Genomic DNA, 18,640 nt, shown 5'->3' on the forward strand with positions numbered 1-18,640 from the left:
AGCGATATTTACTTTGCGTCACCGTCATGAATTGTTTCATTCTTAGCGATAGCCCACTTTTTAACACGGATCTTACTTCTGTCGCCGCCTGTTTCGATAACAACAGTGTCGTCCTTGATAGAGAACACGATACCAACGATTCCGCCGTTTGTAACGACCTCGTCACCTATCTCAAGGTTATCTCTCATCTCAGCGTCTTTCTTATCCTGCTTTTTCTGCGGACGGATAATAAAGAAATAGAAGAACACGATTACGAGTACCAGTGGGATAAAAGTCATGGCAAGTGATGCAGGTGAACTCTGCTCAGCTGCCAAAACTGAAATAATTGCTGACAAATTCATCAAAAGACCTCCAAATCTAATAATACTATATTAGTATATCAGATATTTGCACAAACTTCAAGCCTTTTAACAAATAATTTTCATTTACAAGAAATTATTTCTTGTTCTTGATATACTCGTCGATAGCAGCGGCAGCCTTTTTGCCTGCACCCATAGCGAGGATAACAGTAGCAGCGCCTGTAACAGCGTCACCGCCTGCGTAAACGCCTTCCTTAGTTGTTGACTCGTTCTCGTCAACGATAAGGCAGCCGTGATCGTTTGTTTCAAGACCAGGAGTTGTACTTCTGATAAGTGGGTTAGGTGATGTACCGATAGACATGATAGCTGTATCAACGTCAAGAATGAAGTTTGAACCCTCGATAGGGATAGGACGTCTTCTGCCGCTTGCGTCAGGCTCGCCAAGCTCCATTTTGATGCACTCCATGCCGTTTACATGACCGTTCTCGTCGCCAACTATCTTAACAGGGTTGTTAAGAACGAGGAACTCGATGCCCTCTTCCTGAGCGTGATGAACCTCTTCCTTTCTTGCAGGAAGCTCGTCCATTGAACGTCTGTATACGATATAAACGTGCTCAGCGCCAAGTCTCATTGCAGAACGAGCAGCGTCCATAGCAACGTTACCGCCGCCTACTACAGCTACGTTCTTTGACTTCATGATAGGGGTATCATAATCGTCCTTGTATGCCTTCATAAGGTTGATTCTTGTAAGGTACTCGTTAGCTGAGTAAACGCCTACAAGACCTTCGCCCTCGATACCCATGAATCTTGGAAGACCTGCGCCTGAACCTACGAATACAGCCTCATAGCCCATGCCCATAAGCTCGTCGATAGAAAGAACTCTGCCGATAACCATGTTTGTCATGATATGTACGCCCATGTTTGTCAGATTGTCTATCTCGTGCTGAACGATAGCCTTTGGAAGTCTGAACTCAGGGATACCATACATAAGAACGCCGCCTGCTGTATGGAATGCCTCGTAGATAGTTACATCATAACCAAGCTTAGCAAGGTCGCCTGCAACTGTAAGGCTTGAAGGACCGCCGCCGACAACAGCTACCTTATGACCGTTTGGCTCAGCCTTTTCAACTGCAACTGCCTTGTCCATCATATAGTCTGCACAGAATCTCTCAAGTCTGCCTATACCAACAGGCTCGCCCTTGATACCTCTTACACACTTGCCCTCACACTGATGCTCCTGTGGACATACACGTCCGCAAACAGCCGGCAGAGCGTTTGTTGTTTTGATGATAGCATAAGCCTCTTCAAACTTGCCCTCTGCTACCTTTGCGATAAACTCAGGGATCCTAACGCTTACAGGACATCCTGTCATACAAGGCTTGTGCTTACAGTTAAGACATCTCTGAGCTTCTTCTATAGCCTGCTCAGGGGTGTAACCCAAAGTAACTTCCTTGAAGTTTCTAGCTCTTACCTTTGGCTCCTGCTCTGCGATAGGAGTCTTTGTCAAACTCATATTAGCCATTATCTTACACCTCCAGTAAGTCTGCACAAGTGAGCCTTTTCCTGCTCCTTATAAGTTGAGTTTCTTCTCATAAGCTCGTCGAAATCTACCTTCTGACCGTCAAAGTCAGGGCCGTCAACGCAAGCATACTTGATCTTGCCGTCAACAGTTACACGACATCCGCCGCACATTCCTGTGCCGTCGATCATGATAGGGTTGAGTGAAACGAGAGTCTTGATATCATAAGGCTTTGTTACCTTGCAAACAAACTTCATCATTGGAACTGGTCCGATAGCGATGACCTCGTCAAACTTAGCACCACCGTCAATAAGCTCCTGAAGCTTGTTTGTAACAAATCCGTGATAGCCGTATGAACCATCGTCTGTACAGATATGAAGATGTGAAGAAGCCTTGCCCATTTCGTCCTCGAGGATAACGATATCCTTGCTTCTGAAGCCTGCGATAAGATCAACTTCAACGCCCATGCTGTGGAGTTTCTTAGCCTGTGGATAAGCGATAGCACAGCCAACGCCTCCGCCTACTACTGCAACTCTCTTGATACCCTCGTCATACTCTGTAGCAACGCCGAGAGGACCAACAACGTCATGGATATAGTCGCCCTCATTAAGTCTTGCAAGCTCAGTTGTAGATGCACCTACTACCTGGAAAATAATTGTGATCGTGCCCTTTTCTCTGTCATAGTCAGCGATAGTGAGCGGAACACGCTCGCCCTTCTCATCAACTCTGTAGATGATGAACTGACCAGCCTCAGCCTTAGCGGCAATGTAAGGTGCGTCGATCTCCATAAGAACAACAGCGTCGTTGAGCTGTCTTCTTGTTACGATTTTGTACACTAAAATCCCTCCCTGAATAATTAGCAAAATAATATTGTTTTAGGCAAATAATACAAAAACATTTTCTATTATCGCCTTACAGCATATAACATTATACTATATTTAAAAAGAAATTTCAATAGTTTTTTGTTTACTTCCATAAATTTTATAATAATATATCACAATTTGTTTACATTTAACATACCATAATTTATATATCGCATATCATTTTACAGATGTATCAAGATTATCAAAAGCAATTTCGATAAACTCCTGCTCCTGAACACCTCTATCACTGCCACCGAACAGACTTCCATAGCCGTAGACCGCCGCTCCTGCGTAGTTATAACTAACTACAGCGTCATTTATCTGCCTGCCGATAATGCCGATATTTTCCGAAAATTCACTCTCGCTGTCTATCTTATAAGCCCCCAGTCCTGCCACCAGCGTAACATCAGTTGTGCAGATATTCGCCCATTGCTGTAGGGTGTCCTCATAAGGTTTCACAGAATTTTCATAACCGAAGTATATCTGCGGACAGATATAATCTATATACCCCTCCTCGCTACACCACTTTTTCACATCAGCGTACATATACTCATAGTTATTCTCCATATTTCCCTGAGGCGAAACTCCCACCAGAATATCCTTATCCACAGCTTTTACCGCACTGTATATCTCCCCCACCATAAGGGAGATATTGTTCAGCCGCCACTGTGAAAGGTCGTCAAACTCCGTCTGAGCTGCAAAGCACTGAGCGTCAAAGTCCTCAGCCGTTGTGGGATAAAAATAATCGTCGAAGTGTATACCGTCAATATCATAATTTTCTGCAAGCTCCGCTGCACCTTCTGCTATAAGCTGTCTTACCTCATCATAAGCAGGATCGAGCCACAAATGGCTGTCGCCCTCGACCTGCTCCAAACAGCCGTCGCCCTCGTCATACCATTTTTTCAGAAGAAAGCTATCGTCATAATTCTGGAAACATTCCTCGTTCTCGCACCTAAGAGGGTTTATCCATGCGTGAAAAGAAAGCCCCTTATCATGTGCAGTCTGTATCATTATATCAAGCGGATCGAAGTCACTCTGCTCACCTGCCACGCCTGTTATATAACGTGATGCAGGATAAAGTTCCGAATCATATATAGCGTCCCCGAAAGGTCTGACGTGGACATACAGCGTATTACAACCTATGCTCAAAGCATTTTCACACGCCTGAGAAAAATTCACACGAAACTCCTCGGCACTTTTCCCGGTGAGCATATCAGCAAGGTCAATATAGGATATCCATATAGCTTTCTGTACAGTATAATTAAGCTTGTGTGACGTTTCCACATCAGTGTAGTTTTTCTCACCGCTCACAGGTATCACCGATGCTTTTTCCATAGTCACAAGCCTGTCCCTCTGAGAATTTACCTCACCTCCGCAGGAGCAAAGGGTCAAAAAACAAATAAGTAAAATAAGAATTTTTTTCAAGAATATCAGTCCTCCGAATTAGTATCAATGAATTATACTATTCTTATTGGACAAATATTCAGCTTATATTCAAATACTGTAGGGGACGGCGCCCCCGACGTCCCGTTTTCGTCTTATCGCCAAGCAAAAAACATAAAAATGGCATGGTGATATGCGGACGACCTCAGGTCGCCCATACAAAAAAAGAACGGACAGACCTGCCCGTTCTTTGATAAACATATTTGCAGACTATGGAAGAAGTCTGTTGATATCTCTTGGGAACAGTGATGTTTCCCTGATGTTGTTCTTGTTAAGAAGCTTCATGAGAAGTCTTTCAAGACCGATACCAAGTCCACCGTGAGGTGGCAGACCATACTTGTGAGCCTCGAGATAGTTCTTGAAATCATCAGGGTCAAGTCCCTGAGCCTTCATCTTCTCTACCTGCTCGTTATAATCGTGTATTCTCTGACCGCCCGAAGTAATTTCAAGTCCTCTGAACAAAAGGTCGAACTTGTAAGCTTCTCTTGGGTCTTCTCTGGAGTTCATTGCATAGAACGGAGGCTTCGATGATGGGAAGTGTGTAACAAAGATAAAGTCTGAATCGTACTTTTCCTTAGCATACTTGCCGAGATTTACCTCGTCCTCCGGGTCAAGATCGAACTTCTTGCCGCTTCCCTCGCCGCCTCTCAGCAGTTCGATAGCGTCAGCGAACTTGATAGACGGAACTTCCTTTATCTCAGGAACGTCAGCCTCAAGTATTCTCAGCTCGTTCTGATAGTTTTCCTTGATATACTCGAAAATGGATCTGAGCATAGCTATCTCCATTTTCATAACGTCATACATACTATCGATATAGCCCATTTCAAAGTCAAGACCGATATACTCGTTGATATGACGTGAAGTAGCGTGCTTTTCAGCTCTGTATACAGGTGCTATCTCATAAACTCTGTCAAAGAATGCCACAGCCATTTGCTTATAGAACTGCGGTGACTGGTTAAGGAACGCAGACTTGCCGAAATAGTCAAGGCGGAAGATGTTAGCACCGCCCTCAGCACCCTGAGCAACTATCTTTGGCGAGTGTATCTCAGTGAAGTTGTTTGCCTGCATGAACTTGTGCATACCCTGAACAAGACCCTCCTGGAGCTTGAATATAGCTCTCTCATAAGGGTTTCTCAGTGAAGCCGCACGGTTGTCAAGGTTTACTTCTATTGTGCAGTTAAGTCTGCCCTGTGATATTTTTAAAGGAAGCTCAGCGGCGTTCGTTGAGATAAGCTTGATAGAATCAAGTTCTATTTCAAGACCATTGAAATCCTTAGGGTTTTCCTTAACGATACCCTTTACATTTACAAAGAAGCCCTCTCTCAGACCCTCGATAGAATCCTTGCAGTTGTCGGCAGAGTAAACTGTCTGTATAACATCTCTTGAAGTTCTCACCACAATAAACGCAATGCTGCCCATGTTCTTTATTCTATGAACACAGCCAGAGAACTCAACTTCCTTGCCCATGTTAGCCTTAGCGTCAGCAAGCATAAACTCTTTCTTGACGTCAGCTGTGTCTATCATAAGCATTTTGCCGTCATTTTCAGGTACATACTTATCAGCGTTCTCATACTTTGTGAGCTTTGAAGCGTCGATAACGTTGTCCTTTACGTCCTCTTTCTTCTCATTGTCAGCAGCGGCACTTGCGGCAGCAGCTTTCAGCTTGCTTTCAAGAATTTCCTTGATTATCTTAGGTGTAGCAACGCCCTTGAGAGCCTTTGTACACTGACCCATGATAAAGCCGAATACCTTTGTTTCACCGTTCTTATACTGCTCTACCTGTGCGGCATTTGCGGCAAGTATCTCGTCAACGCCTGCCTCTACCTTCGCAGTATCCACAGTGATTATCATACCCTTGCTCTTTGCAATGTCCATAGGCTTGCCGCCATCTTCTACCATTGCTCTGAACACGGTCTTAGCGTCGTTCTTTGATACCTTTTCAGTATCAGCCATTTCAACAAGCTCTGCAAACTCCTCAGGTGTGAAGCTGATATTGTTTATATCTATCTCGCCCAGATTTACTCTTCTCATAAACTCGCCGAGAATGAACACAGCCACGCTCTTAGGATTGTTATATCTCTTAAGTGCATTCTCAAAGAAATCTGAGATTATCTTTGTTTGGATAAGCGTTTTTGCGTCTATCTCAGAAATACCGTATTCCTCAGTGTATCTCTTGAATCTGCTGCTTGGCATTTCAGGCAACTTAGCCCTTATCTCGTCAAGCTGAGCGTCTGTAAGGTTTACCTGAAGAATATCAGGCTCTGGGAAATAACGATAATCGTTAGCGTTTTCCTTTGTACGCATTGAAGTTGTCTTATCTCTGTTTGCGTTGTAACGTCTTGTTTCCTGAACGACCTTTTTGCCAGCTTCAAGAAGAAGCGCCTGTCTTTTTTCCTCATACTTGATAGCTCTGCCAACAGACTTGATAGAGTTGATGTTCTTTATCTCCGCACGAGTACCGAACTCAGTTGCGTCAGGTCTCATAAGAGAGATATTAACGTCACATCTCAGTGAGCCCTGCTCCATTTTACAGTCGCAAACGCCTGCATACTGCAAAAGCAGAGATATCTGCTCAACGAAAGCCATAGCCTCTTCTGCTGACGCTATATCAGGCTCAGTAACTATCTCGATAAGCGGGATACCGCATCTGTTATAGTCAGCCATTGAGATTCCGTTGAAAGCGTCATGAACGAGCTTACCGGCGTCTTCCTCAAGGTGGATATGGTTTATTCTGATATTCTTTTTCTGACCGTTCACCTCGATAGGCACATATCCGGGACCTACGATAGGTCTGTAAAGCTGTGATATCTGATATGCCTTTGGCAGGTCAGGATAGAAGTAGTTCTTTCTGTCGAATACTGAAAACTTGTTGATACCGCAGTTGAGCGCATATCCTGCCTTTACAGCATACTCTACAGCCTGCTGATTGATGATAGGCAAAGTACCGGGCATACCTGTACATACAGGGCAGCATCTTGTATTTGGCGCACCTCCGAACTCAGCGGAGCAGTTACAAAAGATCTTAGTTTTGGTAAGCAGCTCGGCGTGGATCTCAAGGCCGATGACCGTTCTCCATTTTTCCATTTGTCTTACCTCCCTTAAAGCTTTGGCGCAACAGGCTTGAAGCCCTTTTCGTATGCGTCGGCAGTCTTGATGATAGTTGCCTCGTCGAACTTTCTGCCTATAACAGACATACCGATAGGCATACCCTTGCTGTCATAGCCGCAAGGAGTTGATATTGCAGGCAGACCTGCGATATTTACTGTAACTGTGCATATATCAGCCTGATACATCTGAACAGGGTCGGAAGTCATCTCAGGGCTGTATGCAACAGCAGGAGTTGTCGGCGTAAGGATAACGTCGCACTTCTCGAATATATCGTTGTATTCTTTTCTTATAAGCTGTCTGAGAGCCATTGCCTTCCTGTAGTAAGCGTCATAATATCCGCTTGACAGGCAGTAGTTTCCAAGAAGTATTCTTCTCTTTACTTCCTCGCCGAAGCCCTCTGAACGTGACTTGATTATAAGCTCCTCATAGCTGTCAGCTGTGAGCGTTCTGTGACCATACTTGATACCGTCATATCTTGACAGGTTTGAAGCCGCCTCAGCGCAGGCAAGAAGATAATAACAAGGAACAGCATACTTAAGTGACGGCATTGAACACTCAACAAGCTCCGCGCCCATTGCCTTATATTCCTCAGCAGCCTTTAAAACGGCAGCCTTTACCTCATCATTTATGCCCTCTGCATAGAACTCCTTAGGGAGTGCTATCTTCATGCCCTTCATTGACTCGCCTATCTTTGCGGTGAAGTCAGGCACTTCAAGCTTTGAGCTTGTGCCGTCATGGAAGTCATAGCCGCATATCTCGTTAAGGAGTATAGCGCAGTCATGAGCGTCAAGACCGATAGAGCCTATCTGGTCAAGAGATGAAGCGAAAGCCACAAGACCAAATCTTGAAACTCTGCTGTATGTTGGCTTGATACCTGTTACGCCGCAGAAAGCAGCAGGCTGTCTGATAGATCCGCCTGTATCAGTACCAAGAGCAACAGGAGCAAGTCCCGCAGCAACTGCCGCAGCAGATCCGCCTGATGAGCCGCCCGGTACACGGTCAAGATCATAAGGATTCTTTGTCTTTGCAAAAGCAGAGGTCTGTGTAGAGCCTCCCATTGCGAACTCGTCCATAGAAGTCTTGCCGAGCATTACGATATTCTCAGCGTCGAGCTTTTCCATAACGGTCGCATTATAAGGCGGAACGAAGTTTTCAAGCATTTTTGACGCACAGGTGGTCTTTACGCCCTCTGTACAAATATTGTCCTTTACTGCCACAGGTATTCCTGTGAGAGCCTTTGCCTCGCCCTTATTGATAACGCCCTGAGCCTTTTCAGCCTGCTCCAGAGCCTTTTCCTCAGTAACAGTGATAAAGCTCTTTACCTTATCGTCATATTTCTTTATTCTCTCAAAATATGTCTGTGCAAGCTCTTTAGCGGAAATTTCCTTACTGTCAAGAGCCTTACGCATATCACGGATTTTCATTGAAGAAACGTCCAAATTTCACACTACCTTCCTGTTAAATTTACTCTACGACCTTAGGCACTACAAAGCAGTTGTTTGTATTCACTGCATTTGAAAGGACCTTTGAAGTAGGCATAGATTCGATGACCTCGTCTTTTCTCAGATCGTTGAGGTAAACATCATGATTGTCCTTGAGATCGTCATAGGTAATGTCGATTTCCTTTACGGTATCCATAAGATCAATAATATCAGTCATCTGCTCGGCTGTGGCTGCAAGCTCTTTATCGGAATATTCCAGCTTGCTAAGCTCTGCCAGATACTTGACCATGTTCAAATCCATATATAATCCCTGACCTTTCTTAATATTAAGGCAACGCCTTAGGTGCAAAAATACACCAATTCAATTTAATATTATACTACATCTCATACTATTTTGCAAGCAAAAATCACATAAATTCCGATTTTTTTAATATTTGCTCACCAAACGCCCCAAAAACAGCAAGACCCACAGAGAAATTCCCTGTGGATCTAAGCGTCATTACTTATTATTCTTTGTATATTTATCGAAAATATCAGTGAAATCAAATGTTGCGAAATAGTCAGCAGGAGTTTCGGCACGTCTTATCATGTCGAATGAGCCGTCCTCATGAAGAAGTATCTCTGCTGAACGGAGCTTTCCGTTGTAGTTGTAGCCCATCGAGAAGCCGTGTGCGCCTGTGTCGTGGATAACAATTATATCGCCTGTGTCTATCTCAGGCAACATTCTGTCGATCGCAAACTTATCGTTGTTCTCGCAAAGACCGCCAGTTACGTCATACTTGTGGTCGCATGGAGCGTTCTCCTTGCCAAGAACTGTAATGTGATGATATGAACCGTACATAGCAGGACGCATAAGGTTGCAGGCACAAGCGTCAAGACCAACATACTCCTTATAAGTATGCTTATGATGTGTGCAGGTAGCAACGAGATGACCGAACGGAGCAAGCATATATCTGCCAAGCTCTGTGAAGATAGCAACGTCCCCAAGACCGGCAGGAACCATTATATCCTCAAATGCCTTGCGAACGCCCTCGCCGATAGCGAAGATATCGTTCTGCGGCTTGTCAGGCTCATATGCTATGCCAACACCGCCTGAAAGGTTTACGAACTTGATGTCTGCACCCGTCTTTTCATGAAGCTCAACAGCAAGTTCAAAAAGTATTCTTGCAAGCTTTGGATAATAAGCGTTTGAAACAGTGTTTGAAGCAAGGAAAGCGTGAAGTCCGAAATGCTTTGCGCCTTTCTGCTGAAGTATCTTGAAGCCCTCAAAAAGCTGCTCTCTTGTGAAGCCGTACTTAGCCTCACCAGGGTTGTCCATTATCTGAGTTTCTATCTCGAAATGTCCGCCCGGATTGAAACGGCAGCAGATAGTTTCAGGAATACCGCAAAGGTCGTCAAGATAATCTATGTGTGTGAAATCGTCAAGGTTGATATAAGCGCCAAGCTCTCTTGCCTTGAGAAAATCCGCCTTTGGAGTTACGTTTGAAGAAAACATGATGTCGCTTCCGCTGAATCCGCAGCAGTCGCTCATCATAAGCTCAGTAAGAGAAGAACAGTCAACGCCGCAGCCCTCTTCCTTGAGTATTTTCAAAATGAATGGGTTAGGGGTAGCCTTTACAGCGAAATACTCTTTGAAGCCTTTGTTCCAGCTAAATGCCTTGTAAAGATCTCTGGCTCTCTGTCTGATACCCTTTTCGTCGTAGATATGAAAAGGTGTAGGATACTGCTTGATTATCTCCTCAGCCTTTTCCTTAGTTATAAATGGTGTTTTCATTATATATCAATCCTTCTGCAAATAATATATTTTATAAAAATACATATTTATCATACCATTTTAATACGGATTAGTCAAGTGAAATATCTGATTTTAAGAAATAAAATACACTTTATTGTCATTTTTCAATACAGCCATACCACTGTCACACCCATTTTAGTAAAAAAAGCACAAAGCACACAGCCGTAAAAGCCGTGTGCTTTGCATATAAAAGCCTGCTTTATGAAGCCTGATCGAACTGGCTGTTATAAAGCTCGGCATAAAATCCACCCTTTGCCATAAGGGTTTCATGGTTTCCGCTTTCGATAACGTCGCCGTCACGCATAACAAGTATCAGGTCTGCGTTTTTGATAGTCGAAAGTCTGTGTGCGATAACAAAGCTTGTTCTGCCCTTTGTAAGCTTATCCATTGCCCTTTGGATAAGAAGCTCCGTTCTCGTATCGACAGAAGATGTCGCTTCATCAAGTATGAGCATAGGCGCATTCTGGAGCATTGCCCTTGCGATAGTGAGAAGCTGTTTCTGACCTGCTGATATTGCCACGCTTTCTGAAAGCACTGTATCAAAGCCCTCGGGGAGCGTATGAACGAACTTATCCAGACCGCAGGCTTTGCACACTCTTTCAAGGGACTCGTCGCTTATGCCCTCCATGTTGTAAACAAGGTTTTCTCTCACAGTGCCCTCAAAAAGCCATGTGTCCTGCAAAACCATGCTGAACATATTGTGGACAGTTTCACGGCTCAGCTGTGATATAGGCGTGCCGTCTATGGATATACTTCCGCTGTTTATCTCGAAAAATCTCATAAGCAGATTTACCATTGTGGTCTTACCTGCTCCGGTAGGTCCAACGATAGCCACCTTCTGACCTGCCTTTACCTCTGCGGAGAAGTTCTTTATTATCACCTTGTCAGGAGTATCAGGATAGCTGAAACGAACATTCTCAAAGCTTACGTTGCCATTTACCTCAGGAACTTCACTGCCCTTTCCGCTCTCGTCTGGAAGTTCTTCGCTTTCGATAAAGTCAAATATTCTCTGAGCCGAGGCGGAAGCTGTCTGCATATTTGTCATGCCCTGAGCTATCTGACCAAGAGGTGATGTGAAAAGTCTTACATAAAGAATGAACGATATTATTACGCCGAATGTGATAGTGCCGTTAAGGGCGAGCATTGAGCCGAAAACGCATACTGCAACGTATGCAAGATTTCCGATAACGTTCATAAGCGGCTGCATGATACCTGACAGAAACTGTGACTTCCAGTTTGCGTTGTATACAGCTTCGTTAAGTCCGGCGAAATGTTTCTTTACATTATCTGCTCCACGGGATATCCTTACTACCTCGTGACCCGAATACATCTCCTCAACATAGCCGTTAAGCTTACCAAGGCTTTCCTGTCTGTCGAGGAAGAACTTCTGTGATTTTGACATTATGAAAACTATCAAGAAAAGTCCCAAGAATGTGATGAACAGTGAGATGAGCGCAAGTCGCCATTCTGTAACGAACATCATTATAAGGCAGCCCACAAACTGTGCCGCCGCACTGATTATGGTCGGAAGACTGTTTGTAAGACCCTGTTGTAACGTTGATACATCATTTGTGATACGGCTGAGTATATCGCCCTGTGAATGTGAGTTGAAATACTTCTGAGGAACGCAGTTTATCTTCCTTGAAAGGTCGCTTCTCATTCTGTATGACATTTTCAGCGTGACAGTTGCCATTATATACTGCTGAATAAAGGTAAAAAGCGAGCTTGAAATATATATCGCTCCAAGGAATATTCCTACCCTTGCCACCGCTTTAAGGTCAATGCCTGTCATAAGTCCGTCTGCTATAAGGTCGGTTATCTCGCCCACCTTGTCAGGCCCTATGATAGTCAGCACCGCACCAATCGCCGCAAGAACCAATGCCACGGCAACGATACCTACACTGCCTTTCATATACTCTATTATTTTTTTCATAGCGGACGCCATTTCGCCCTTACTAGACTTCTCGTATTTTCTCATTGTGCAGTCCCCCTTTCTATGCAAGCTCTGCCGCACTTAGCTGTGAAAGTGCTATCTCTTTGTATACGTCGCAGTTTTTCATAAGCTCCTCATGAGTTCCCATGCCCACGGCTTCGCCACGGTCAAGGACTATTATCTTGTCTGCATGACGGATAGTGCTTATTCTCTGCGCAACGATTATCTTTGTTGTATCCCCAAGCTTTTCGTTAAGACCCTCTCTGAGCTTTGCGTCTGTCTTGTAATCAAGGGCTGAGAAAGAATCATCAAATACAAGTATCTCAGGCTTTCTTGAAAGCGCTCTCGAAATAGACAAACGCTGCTTCTGTCCGCCTGAAACGTTTCTGCCCATTTGAGATATCATATGCTCTGTGCCGTCAGGAAGCTTATCCACAAACTCCTCCGCCTGAGAAAGCTCGATAGCGTTTTTAAGCTCCTCGTCAGTTTCAGGAGCGGCACTCTCGCCAAAGAAAACATTTTCTCTTATACTTCCTGCAAAAAGCACAGCCTTCTGTGTTACATATCCAAGCTTGTCATAAAGGGTATCGAACTTGTAGTTTTTTACGTTTACGCCGTCCACGAGGACTTCGCCCTCTGTTGCGTCATAAAATCTTGGTATAAGGCTTATAAGCGTTGTCTTGCCGCTTCCTGTTGCGCCGATTATGGCAAGGGTCTGACCCTTTTCTATCTTGAAACTTATGTTGCTCAGCTCGTCCTCAGAGGCATGAGGATATCTGAAAGAAACGTTTTTAAATTCCACAGTACCCTGCTCTCTTCCCTCGCTGACGCTGCCCTCTTTTATGTTCACGTCACGCTCAAGCACTTCGTTGATACGCTCTGCTGAGACCTGAGCCGCAGGGAGCATCATGAATATCATAACCAGCATCATAAATGACATTACAACGTATGTGGCATATGTGCTGAAAACAACAACGTTGCTGAAAAGCGTTATCCTGTCCTGAACTGCCGTCAGGGCTATCTGCTGGATAAGCACTGCACCAAGCCAGTAGATAGCAAGAGTCAGACCATTCATTCCGATATTCATAACCGGCATCATAAGTGCGAACATTCTTTGGTTTTTAAGCTGTGTGTTCATCATCTCCTTGCTTGGAACATCGAACTTGTCGTTCTGATATTTCTCAGCATTGAAAGCATGGACAACGTTTATGCCTGTGAGATTTTCTCTTGCCACACGGTTTATCTTATCAGTTAGCTTCTGAACGATACGGAATCTCGGTATGCAGGTCGCCATAACTGCAAGAACGAATACGCATATCACCACAACGAACGCCGCAGTCACCGCTGAAAGCTCCCAGCTCTTGCCAAGTATCTTTATAACAGCCCACACCGCCATGATAGGCGATTTTATTATCATCTGAAGTCCCATTGACACTATCATCTGTATCTGTGTGATGTCGTTTGTTGTCCTTGTTATAAGGCTCGGTATGGAAAAGTCCTGCATCTCCTCGCTGCCCATATCCATAACATGGTTGAAAAGCTTTTCTCTTACAGTATAGCTGAAGCCTGAGGCAGTCTTTGCGGAAAGATAGCCGCAGCCGATAGCAAGAGCGGCACTTGCAAGGGTGCAGCCCAGCATTTTAAGTCCGACGTTCAGAATATCGGAAGTTTCACTGCCTGCCGTGTTGAGCATCATGGTCAGGTCTGTCATATAGTCAGGCAGCGTCAGGTCAAAATACACCTGTCCCAGCACCAGAAGTGTACAGAGAACAGCCATAAGCACCTCACGCTTGCCCATCTTTTTAAGCAGTTTTATCATAGTTGCTACCTCCTTCTACAAACATTCTTTAAGAATGCTGTCTATATTGTCGCTAACGATATGCAGGCATTTTCTGAAATGTGCCATGTCATCGTCCGAAAAGCCAGCGATAAGCTTTTGTGCAAACTTTTTCTGTAGCTCTCTGCCCTCTTTTATAACAGGCTGGGCCTTTTCTGTGCAGACCAGACGGCATTTTCTTCTGTCGCCCTTTACCGCCTGCCTTTCAACAAAGCCTGCTTCCACAAGCTTTTCTACATGGAAAGATACAAGTGCCGCCTTGATATTCCTGTATCTGCACACATCACCCGCTGTGTTGAACTCAGGATTGTTCGCAAGGAACATGAGCACGTCAAGCGCCGTCTTTGGCATATCGAGCTTTTTGCAAAGGGGCTGCATGACTTTTTCATATGCTTCTGCAAGCTTCTTTGAATGATCAAACATATGCGTTGCTGTTGTCATATTATCGTTCATTGTCAAACCTCCAATATTAGATATTTCAAATTTGAACAATCTAATATTAACACTTTTTGAAAGCTATTCAATGAACATTTTGTAAATTCAGCTTCTCACAATGTCATTTTTGTAACAATGCAACAAAAATCAAATATATGGGCTATTATATTTGTACAGCCATAAAACCGCCCTCTCCGCTATTGCAATAAAGGGAGAAATGTGTTATAATAATGATGTATGAGCAGAGTATTCGCTCTGCTTCACCTTTTAGGAAAGGAAAGTGGTGCAAAATGGATATTGTAAAAGGCGATATTCTTGTAATGAAGAAAAGTCACCCCTGCGGCAGTAACAGAATGATAGTTCTGCGCTCAGGCATGGATTTCAAGCTGCGCTGCGAGGGCTGCGGACGAGAGTTCATGATAGTACGCAGCAAAGCCGAAAAGAACGTAAAAACTATTATCAGAGAGGCTGAATCATAGCTATTCTCGCAATTTATGATATATAACAAATGTATGATATGAAATAAAAATGACAGGAGAATATAACTATGTTTGAAAAACTCAAAGCACTCGAAGATAAATTCAATGAAATAAACGAAAAGCTCATGCAGCCTGAAACTGTAAACAACACTTCACTGTATACGAGCCTTATGAAAGAATACAAGACACTTACGCCGATAGTTGAAAAGTTCGGCGAATACAAGAAGGCAAAGGCTGCCAATGACGAGGCTCTTGAGCTTCTTGACGCAGGCGGAATGGATAAGGACTTCAAGGAAATGGTGCAGATGCAGCTTGAGGAGTCCAAGGAAGATATGGCTAAGCTTGAAGAAGAGCTGAAGCTTCTCCTGCTGCCGAAAGACCCTAACGATGAGCGTAACGTTATCATAGAGATAAGAGGCGGTGCAGGCGGTGAGGAAGCTGCACTGTTCGCAGGCTCTCTTTATAGAATGTATTCAATGTATGCCGCTTCAAAGGGCTGGACCATAGAAGTCATGAACGCCAACGAAACAGAGCTTGGTGGCTATAAGGAAATAACTTTCAGTGTTTCAGGCGAGGGAGCATATTCAAGGCTGAAATACGAAAGCGGAGTACACAGAGTTCAGCGTGTACCTGAAACAGAGTCACAGGGCAGAGTTCACACATCTACTGTTACAGTTGCCGTACTTCCGGAGGCTGATGAAGTGGAGCTTGACCTTAACGAAGAAAAAGATCTGAAAATAGACGTGTTCCGTTCATCAGGCGCAGGCGGACAGCACATCAACAAGACATCTTCCGCTATCAGAATAACTCACCTGCCTACAGGCATGGTAGTTGAGTGTCAGGACGAGCGTTCACAGTTCAAGAACAAGGAAAAGGCTCTGAAAGTTCTCCGTTCAAGACTTCTTGATCAGAAAGTTCAGGCACAGAATAAGGAGATAGCGGATAACAGACGTTCACAGGTGGGAACAGGTGACCGTTCCGAAAGAATAAGAACTTACAACTATCCTGAGGGAAGAATTTCTGACCACAGAATCGGTCTTACTATCTACAGACTTGAACAGGTGCTTAACGGCGCACTTGATGAAATAATCGACGCACTTGCAACAGCCGATCAGGCTGCCAAGCTTGCAAGTCAGGAAGAAGAATAAAAAATGTTTGACACAAAAATACTTGGCACTGACGAGGACAGCATAGCATATGCCGCAAAACTGCTCTCACAGGGTGAAGTCGTTGGTATGCCGACGGAAACTGTATATGGTCTTGCGGCGAACGCTTTTGATGAAGGGGCTGTAAGAAAAATATTCGCCGCAAAGGGCAGACCTGCCGACAATCCTCTAATAGTGCATATATCTGACATTTCTCAGCTTGAGGGACTTGTGGATAAGATACCGCCCCTTGCTGTAAAGTGCGCAGAAAAATTTTGGGCAGGACCTCTCACAATGATAATGCCAAAGTCTGAAAAAATACCAATGGTAACGAGCGGAGGACTTGACACAGTGGGCATAAGAATGCCGTCACATAAGGTGGCAAGAGCGCTTATATCAGCCTGCGGCTTCCCTATCGCCGCACCGTCGGCAAACCTTTCAGGAAGCCCGTCGCCTACAACAGCACAGCACGTCCTTAACGATATGCACGGCAGGATACCTGCCATAATAGACGGCGGAGCTTGCGGAGTGGGCGTTGAGTCAACTGTTATAAGCTTTGAGGGCGAGGACGGAATAAGACTTCTCAGACCGGGATTTATTTCCGCAGAAGACCTTATGGAGATCACCCCGAACGTTCTTATCGACAAGGGTGTTTTGGAAAAGCTGGGTGAGAACGTAAAAGTTCGCTCTCCTGGTATGAAATACAAGCACTATGCCCCAAAGGCTGATGTGACTATCATTGACAGCAGTCTTAAAGCTTTCAGAGAATATGTGAAAACTCATGCTGACAATGACACCACTCTTATGGTGTTCACTGACAGCGATTGTGATGGGCTTGATATCCCGCATATCTGCTATGGCGCAAATGACGAGGAACAGGCAAAAGAGCTTTTTGACGTTCTCAGAGAGCTTGACGATATAGGTGCAAAGAAAGTTTTTGCACGCTGTCCTAACAAGGACGGCGTGGGGCTTGCAGTGTATAACCGACTTTTAAGAGCCGCAGGCTTTCAGGTGGTGAAACTGTGAAAAAAACAGTAGTAGGGCTTACAGGTCAAAGCGGTGCAGGCAAGACAACTATATCGGACGCTTTCAGAGAAAATGGCTTTGAGATAATAAACTGCGATATAGTCGCAAGAGAAGTCACACAGGCAGGGAACGAATGCTGTAAAGAGCTTGCAAAGCTTTTCCCAAGCTGCTTTGACGAGAACTATTCTCTTGACAGACGAAAGCTCGGGGAGATAGTTTTTTCAGATAAGAATAAGCTTCAAATGCTCAATGATACCATATACCCTTTTATAAACAAGCTTATTGACGAAAAGATAAACGCCGCACCAAGCAGGTTCATACTTCTTGACGCACCCACCCTTTTTGAAGCAGGTGCGGATAAGCTTTGCAGTGTTATCGTAAGCGTTGTGGCAGACTTTGGCATAAGGCTTGAAAGGATAACCAAAAGGGACGGCATTTCGGCGGAGCTTGCAAAAAAGCGTTTTTCTTCTCAGCATACTATGGAGTTTTTCAAGGCTCACAGCGATTTCGTCATTGAGAACAACGGCTCTGTGAATGACACATTCCAAAAGACCTGTGAGGTCATAGAAACAATAAAGGAAAGATATAATGGCGGCTAATGGAAAAAACAGCAGGCGTAAAAAGAAAAGGCACATAAAAAAAGGTCCCGTACTCATAGCAGTCATACTTCTGCTGTGCGGTATAGGCTGGCTCACATATCTTTATCACGAGCAGATAATCAACAAGGCAAAGGATATTCCGAACTCTTTTTCATATCCTACAGATTATGAGGAGTATGTAATAAGATACAGCACAAAGTACAAGTGCGACCCTGTGCTTGTGTTCTCTGTAATAAAAGTGGAAAGCGGTTTTAATAAGGACGCTGTTTCATCAGTGGGTGCCAGAGGTCTTATGCAGCTTATGGAGGACGCATACGATTGGATAAAATATCGCCTTGACGATCAGCGCGACAACACCTATGATGATATGTTCGACCCTGAACTTAATATCCAATATGGCACATATTATCTCAGCTATCTTATGGAAAAGTATGACGGCTCTGTAGAGCTGACAGCGGCGGCATATCACTGCGGAATGAATCTTGTTGACAGTTGGATAGAAAACGGCACTGTTGACCCTGACAATTTCAAAGTCAGCGACATACCTGACGAAAATGACCAGACTTCAAACTATGTGCGCAAGATACGCAAAGCCTATGACAATTATAAGGATATACTCAACAGTCATGGGGATATTACAGAAAACAGTTAAGCAAAACCATGCGCAGGGGCGAACAGTGTCCGCCCATTTTAACGCAGTTTCAATAAGAATACATT

General features: G+C 44.3%; 16 protein-coding genes. 5 read left to right on the forward strand and 11 right to left on the reverse strand.

All coding sequences use genetic code 11. The features are described 5' to 3' along the window. Window positions 1-8: 8 nt before the first annotated feature. The 11 genes from yajC to DW938_RS04410 all read right to left on the reverse strand — a co-directional run bounded on the left by yajC (window position 9) and on the right by DW938_RS04410 (window position 14,692). Complete coding sequence (gene yajC, locus DW938_RS04360; RefSeq protein ID WP_117856331.1) at window positions 9-341, reverse strand: preprotein translocase subunit YajC; 333 nt, start codon at window positions 339-341, stop codon at window positions 9-11. Between the two features lie 94 nt (window positions 342-435). Further along, window positions 436-1,821, reverse strand: coding sequence for an NADPH-dependent glutamate synthase (gltA, locus tag DW938_RS04365; RefSeq protein ID WP_117892367.1), 1,386 nt, complete (start codon window positions 1,819-1,821; stop codon window positions 436-438). After that, window positions 1,821-2,654, reverse strand: a complete 834-nt coding sequence (locus DW938_RS04370; protein WP_046440370.1) for a sulfide/dihydroorotate dehydrogenase-like FAD/NAD-binding protein — start codon at window positions 2,652-2,654, stop codon at window positions 1,821-1,823. Before DW938_RS04370 ends, gltA begins: the two co-directional genes overlap by 1 nt. A gap of 204 nt (window positions 2,655-2,858) precedes the next feature. Next, on the reverse strand, window positions 2,859-4,106 hold the full coding sequence (locus DW938_RS04375; RefSeq protein WP_118123999.1) for a family 10 glycosylhydrolase: 1,248 nt from the start codon (window positions 4,104-4,106) through the stop codon (window positions 2,859-2,861). 228 nt (window positions 4,107-4,334) lie between these two features. Then, complete coding sequence (gatB, locus tag DW938_RS15335) at window positions 4,335-7,208, reverse strand: Asp-tRNA(Asn)/Glu-tRNA(Gln) amidotransferase subunit GatB (RefSeq protein WP_118124000.1); 2,874 nt, start codon at window positions 7,206-7,208, stop codon at window positions 4,335-4,337. Window positions 7,209-7,222: 14 nt separating this feature from the next. Further along, window positions 7,223-8,656, reverse strand: coding sequence for an Asp-tRNA(Asn)/Glu-tRNA(Gln) amidotransferase subunit GatA (gatA, locus tag DW938_RS04385; protein WP_118124001.1), 1,434 nt, complete (start codon window positions 8,654-8,656; stop codon window positions 7,223-7,225). A gap of 40 nt (window positions 8,657-8,696) precedes the next feature. Further along, window positions 8,697-8,975, reverse strand: coding sequence for an Asp-tRNA(Asn)/Glu-tRNA(Gln) amidotransferase subunit GatC (gatC, locus tag DW938_RS04390; protein ID WP_038671608.1), 279 nt, complete (start codon window positions 8,973-8,975; stop codon window positions 8,697-8,699). A gap of 198 nt (window positions 8,976-9,173) precedes the next feature. Further along, entirely contained in the window at window positions 9,174-10,448 is a 1,275-nt protein-coding gene (locus DW938_RS04395) for a diaminopimelate decarboxylase (protein ID WP_022287279.1), read from the reverse strand. 220 nt (window positions 10,449-10,668) lie between these two features. Next, the gene (locus DW938_RS04400) at window positions 10,669-12,447 is read right to left on the reverse strand and encodes an ABC transporter ATP-binding protein (protein ID WP_118124002.1); all 1,779 of its coding nucleotides are present in this window, start codon (window positions 12,445-12,447) and stop codon (window positions 10,669-10,671) included. Window positions 12,448-12,463: 16 nt separating this feature from the next. Then, a complete protein-coding gene (locus DW938_RS04405; protein ID WP_118124003.1) occupies window positions 12,464-14,221 on the reverse strand; it encodes an ABC transporter ATP-binding protein in 1,758 nt (585 codons plus the stop codon). 15 nt (window positions 14,222-14,236) lie between these two features. Further along, window positions 14,237-14,692: a MarR family transcriptional regulator gene (locus DW938_RS04410; RefSeq protein WP_022287282.1), complete on the reverse strand. Its 456-nt coding sequence runs from the start codon at window positions 14,690-14,692 to the stop codon at window positions 14,237-14,239. 272 nt (window positions 14,693-14,964) lie between these two features. On the opposite strand from DW938_RS04410, the gene DW938_RS04415 reads away from it, so the two are divergent. The 5 genes from DW938_RS04415 to DW938_RS04435 all read left to right on the forward strand — a co-directional run bounded on the left by DW938_RS04415 (window position 14,965) and on the right by DW938_RS04435 (window position 18,575). Next, window positions 14,965-15,153, forward strand: coding sequence for a DUF951 domain-containing protein (locus tag DW938_RS04415; protein ID WP_022287283.1), 189 nt, complete (start codon window positions 14,965-14,967; stop codon window positions 15,151-15,153). A 68-nt stretch (window positions 15,154-15,221) separates the two neighbouring features. Then, on the forward strand, window positions 15,222-16,301 hold the full coding sequence (gene prfA, locus DW938_RS04420) for a peptide chain release factor 1 (RefSeq protein WP_117876181.1): 1,080 nt from the start codon (window positions 15,222-15,224) through the stop codon (window positions 16,299-16,301). Window positions 16,302-16,304: 3 nt separating this feature from the next. After that, on the forward strand, window positions 16,305-17,324 hold the full coding sequence (locus DW938_RS04425) for an L-threonylcarbamoyladenylate synthase (protein WP_118124004.1): 1,020 nt from the start codon (window positions 16,305-16,307) through the stop codon (window positions 17,322-17,324). Next, window positions 17,321-17,923 carry a dephospho-CoA kinase gene (coaE, locus tag DW938_RS04430; RefSeq protein ID WP_118124005.1) on the forward strand — a complete coding sequence of 201 codons (603 nt, stop codon included), beginning with the start codon at window positions 17,321-17,323 and terminating at the stop codon, window positions 17,921-17,923. The genes DW938_RS04425 and coaE overlap by 4 nt, the downstream gene beginning before the upstream one ends. Beyond that, window positions 17,913-18,575: a lytic transglycosylase domain-containing protein gene (locus DW938_RS04435; protein ID WP_117856303.1), complete on the forward strand. Its 663-nt coding sequence runs from the start codon at window positions 17,913-17,915 to the stop codon at window positions 18,573-18,575. Before coaE ends, DW938_RS04435 begins: the two co-directional genes overlap by 11 nt. Window positions 18,576-18,640: the final 65 nt, after the last annotated feature.

Origin of the sequence: Ruminococcus sp. AM43-6 (genome assembly GCF_003461785.1) — a bacterium.
Taxonomy (GTDB): domain Bacteria; phylum Bacillota; class Clostridia; order Oscillospirales; family Ruminococcaceae; genus Hominimerdicola; species Hominimerdicola aceti.

Bases quoted from the DNA above. Each gene is read 5' to 3' on its own strand.
- yajC (WP_117856331.1), bottom strand. From the start codon at position 341: ATGAATTTGTCAGCAATTATTTCAGTTTTGGCAGCTGAGCAGAGTTCA.
- gltA (WP_117892367.1), bottom strand. From the start codon at position 1,821: ATGGCTAATATGAGTTTGACAAAGACTCCTATCGCAGAGCAGGAGCCA.
- gatB (WP_118124000.1), bottom strand. From the start codon at position 7,208: ATGGAAAAATGGAGAACGGTCATCGGCCTTGAGATCCACGCCGAGCTG.
- gatA (WP_118124001.1), bottom strand. From the start codon at position 8,656: ATGAAAATCCGTGATATGCGTAAGGCTCTTGACAGTAAGGAAATTTCC.
- gatC (WP_038671608.1), bottom strand. From the start codon at position 8,975: ATGGATTTGAACATGGTCAAGTATCTGGCAGAGCTTAGCAAGCTGGAA.
- DW938_RS04395 (WP_022287279.1), bottom strand. From the start codon at position 10,448: ATGAAAACACCATTTATAACTAAGGAAAAGGCTGAGGAGATAATCAAG.
- DW938_RS04400 (WP_118124002.1), bottom strand. From the start codon at position 12,447: ATGAGAAAATACGAGAAGTCTAGTAAGGGCGAAATGGCGTCCGCTATG.
- DW938_RS04405 (WP_118124003.1), bottom strand. From the start codon at position 14,221: ATGATAAAACTGCTTAAAAAGATGGGCAAGCGTGAGGTGCTTATGGCT.
- DW938_RS04410 (WP_022287282.1), bottom strand. From the start codon at position 14,692: ATGAACGATAATATGACAACAGCAACGCATATGTTTGATCATTCAAAG.
- DW938_RS04415 (WP_022287283.1), top strand. From the start codon at position 14,965: ATGGATATTGTAAAAGGCGATATTCTTGTAATGAAGAAAAGTCACCCC.
- prfA (WP_117876181.1), top strand. From the start codon at position 15,222: ATGTTTGAAAAACTCAAAGCACTCGAAGATAAATTCAATGAAATAAAC.
- DW938_RS04425 (WP_118124004.1), top strand. From the start codon at position 16,305: ATGTTTGACACAAAAATACTTGGCACTGACGAGGACAGCATAGCATAT.
- DW938_RS04435 (WP_117856303.1), top strand. From the start codon at position 17,913: ATGGCGGCTAATGGAAAAAACAGCAGGCGTAAAAAGAAAAGGCACATA.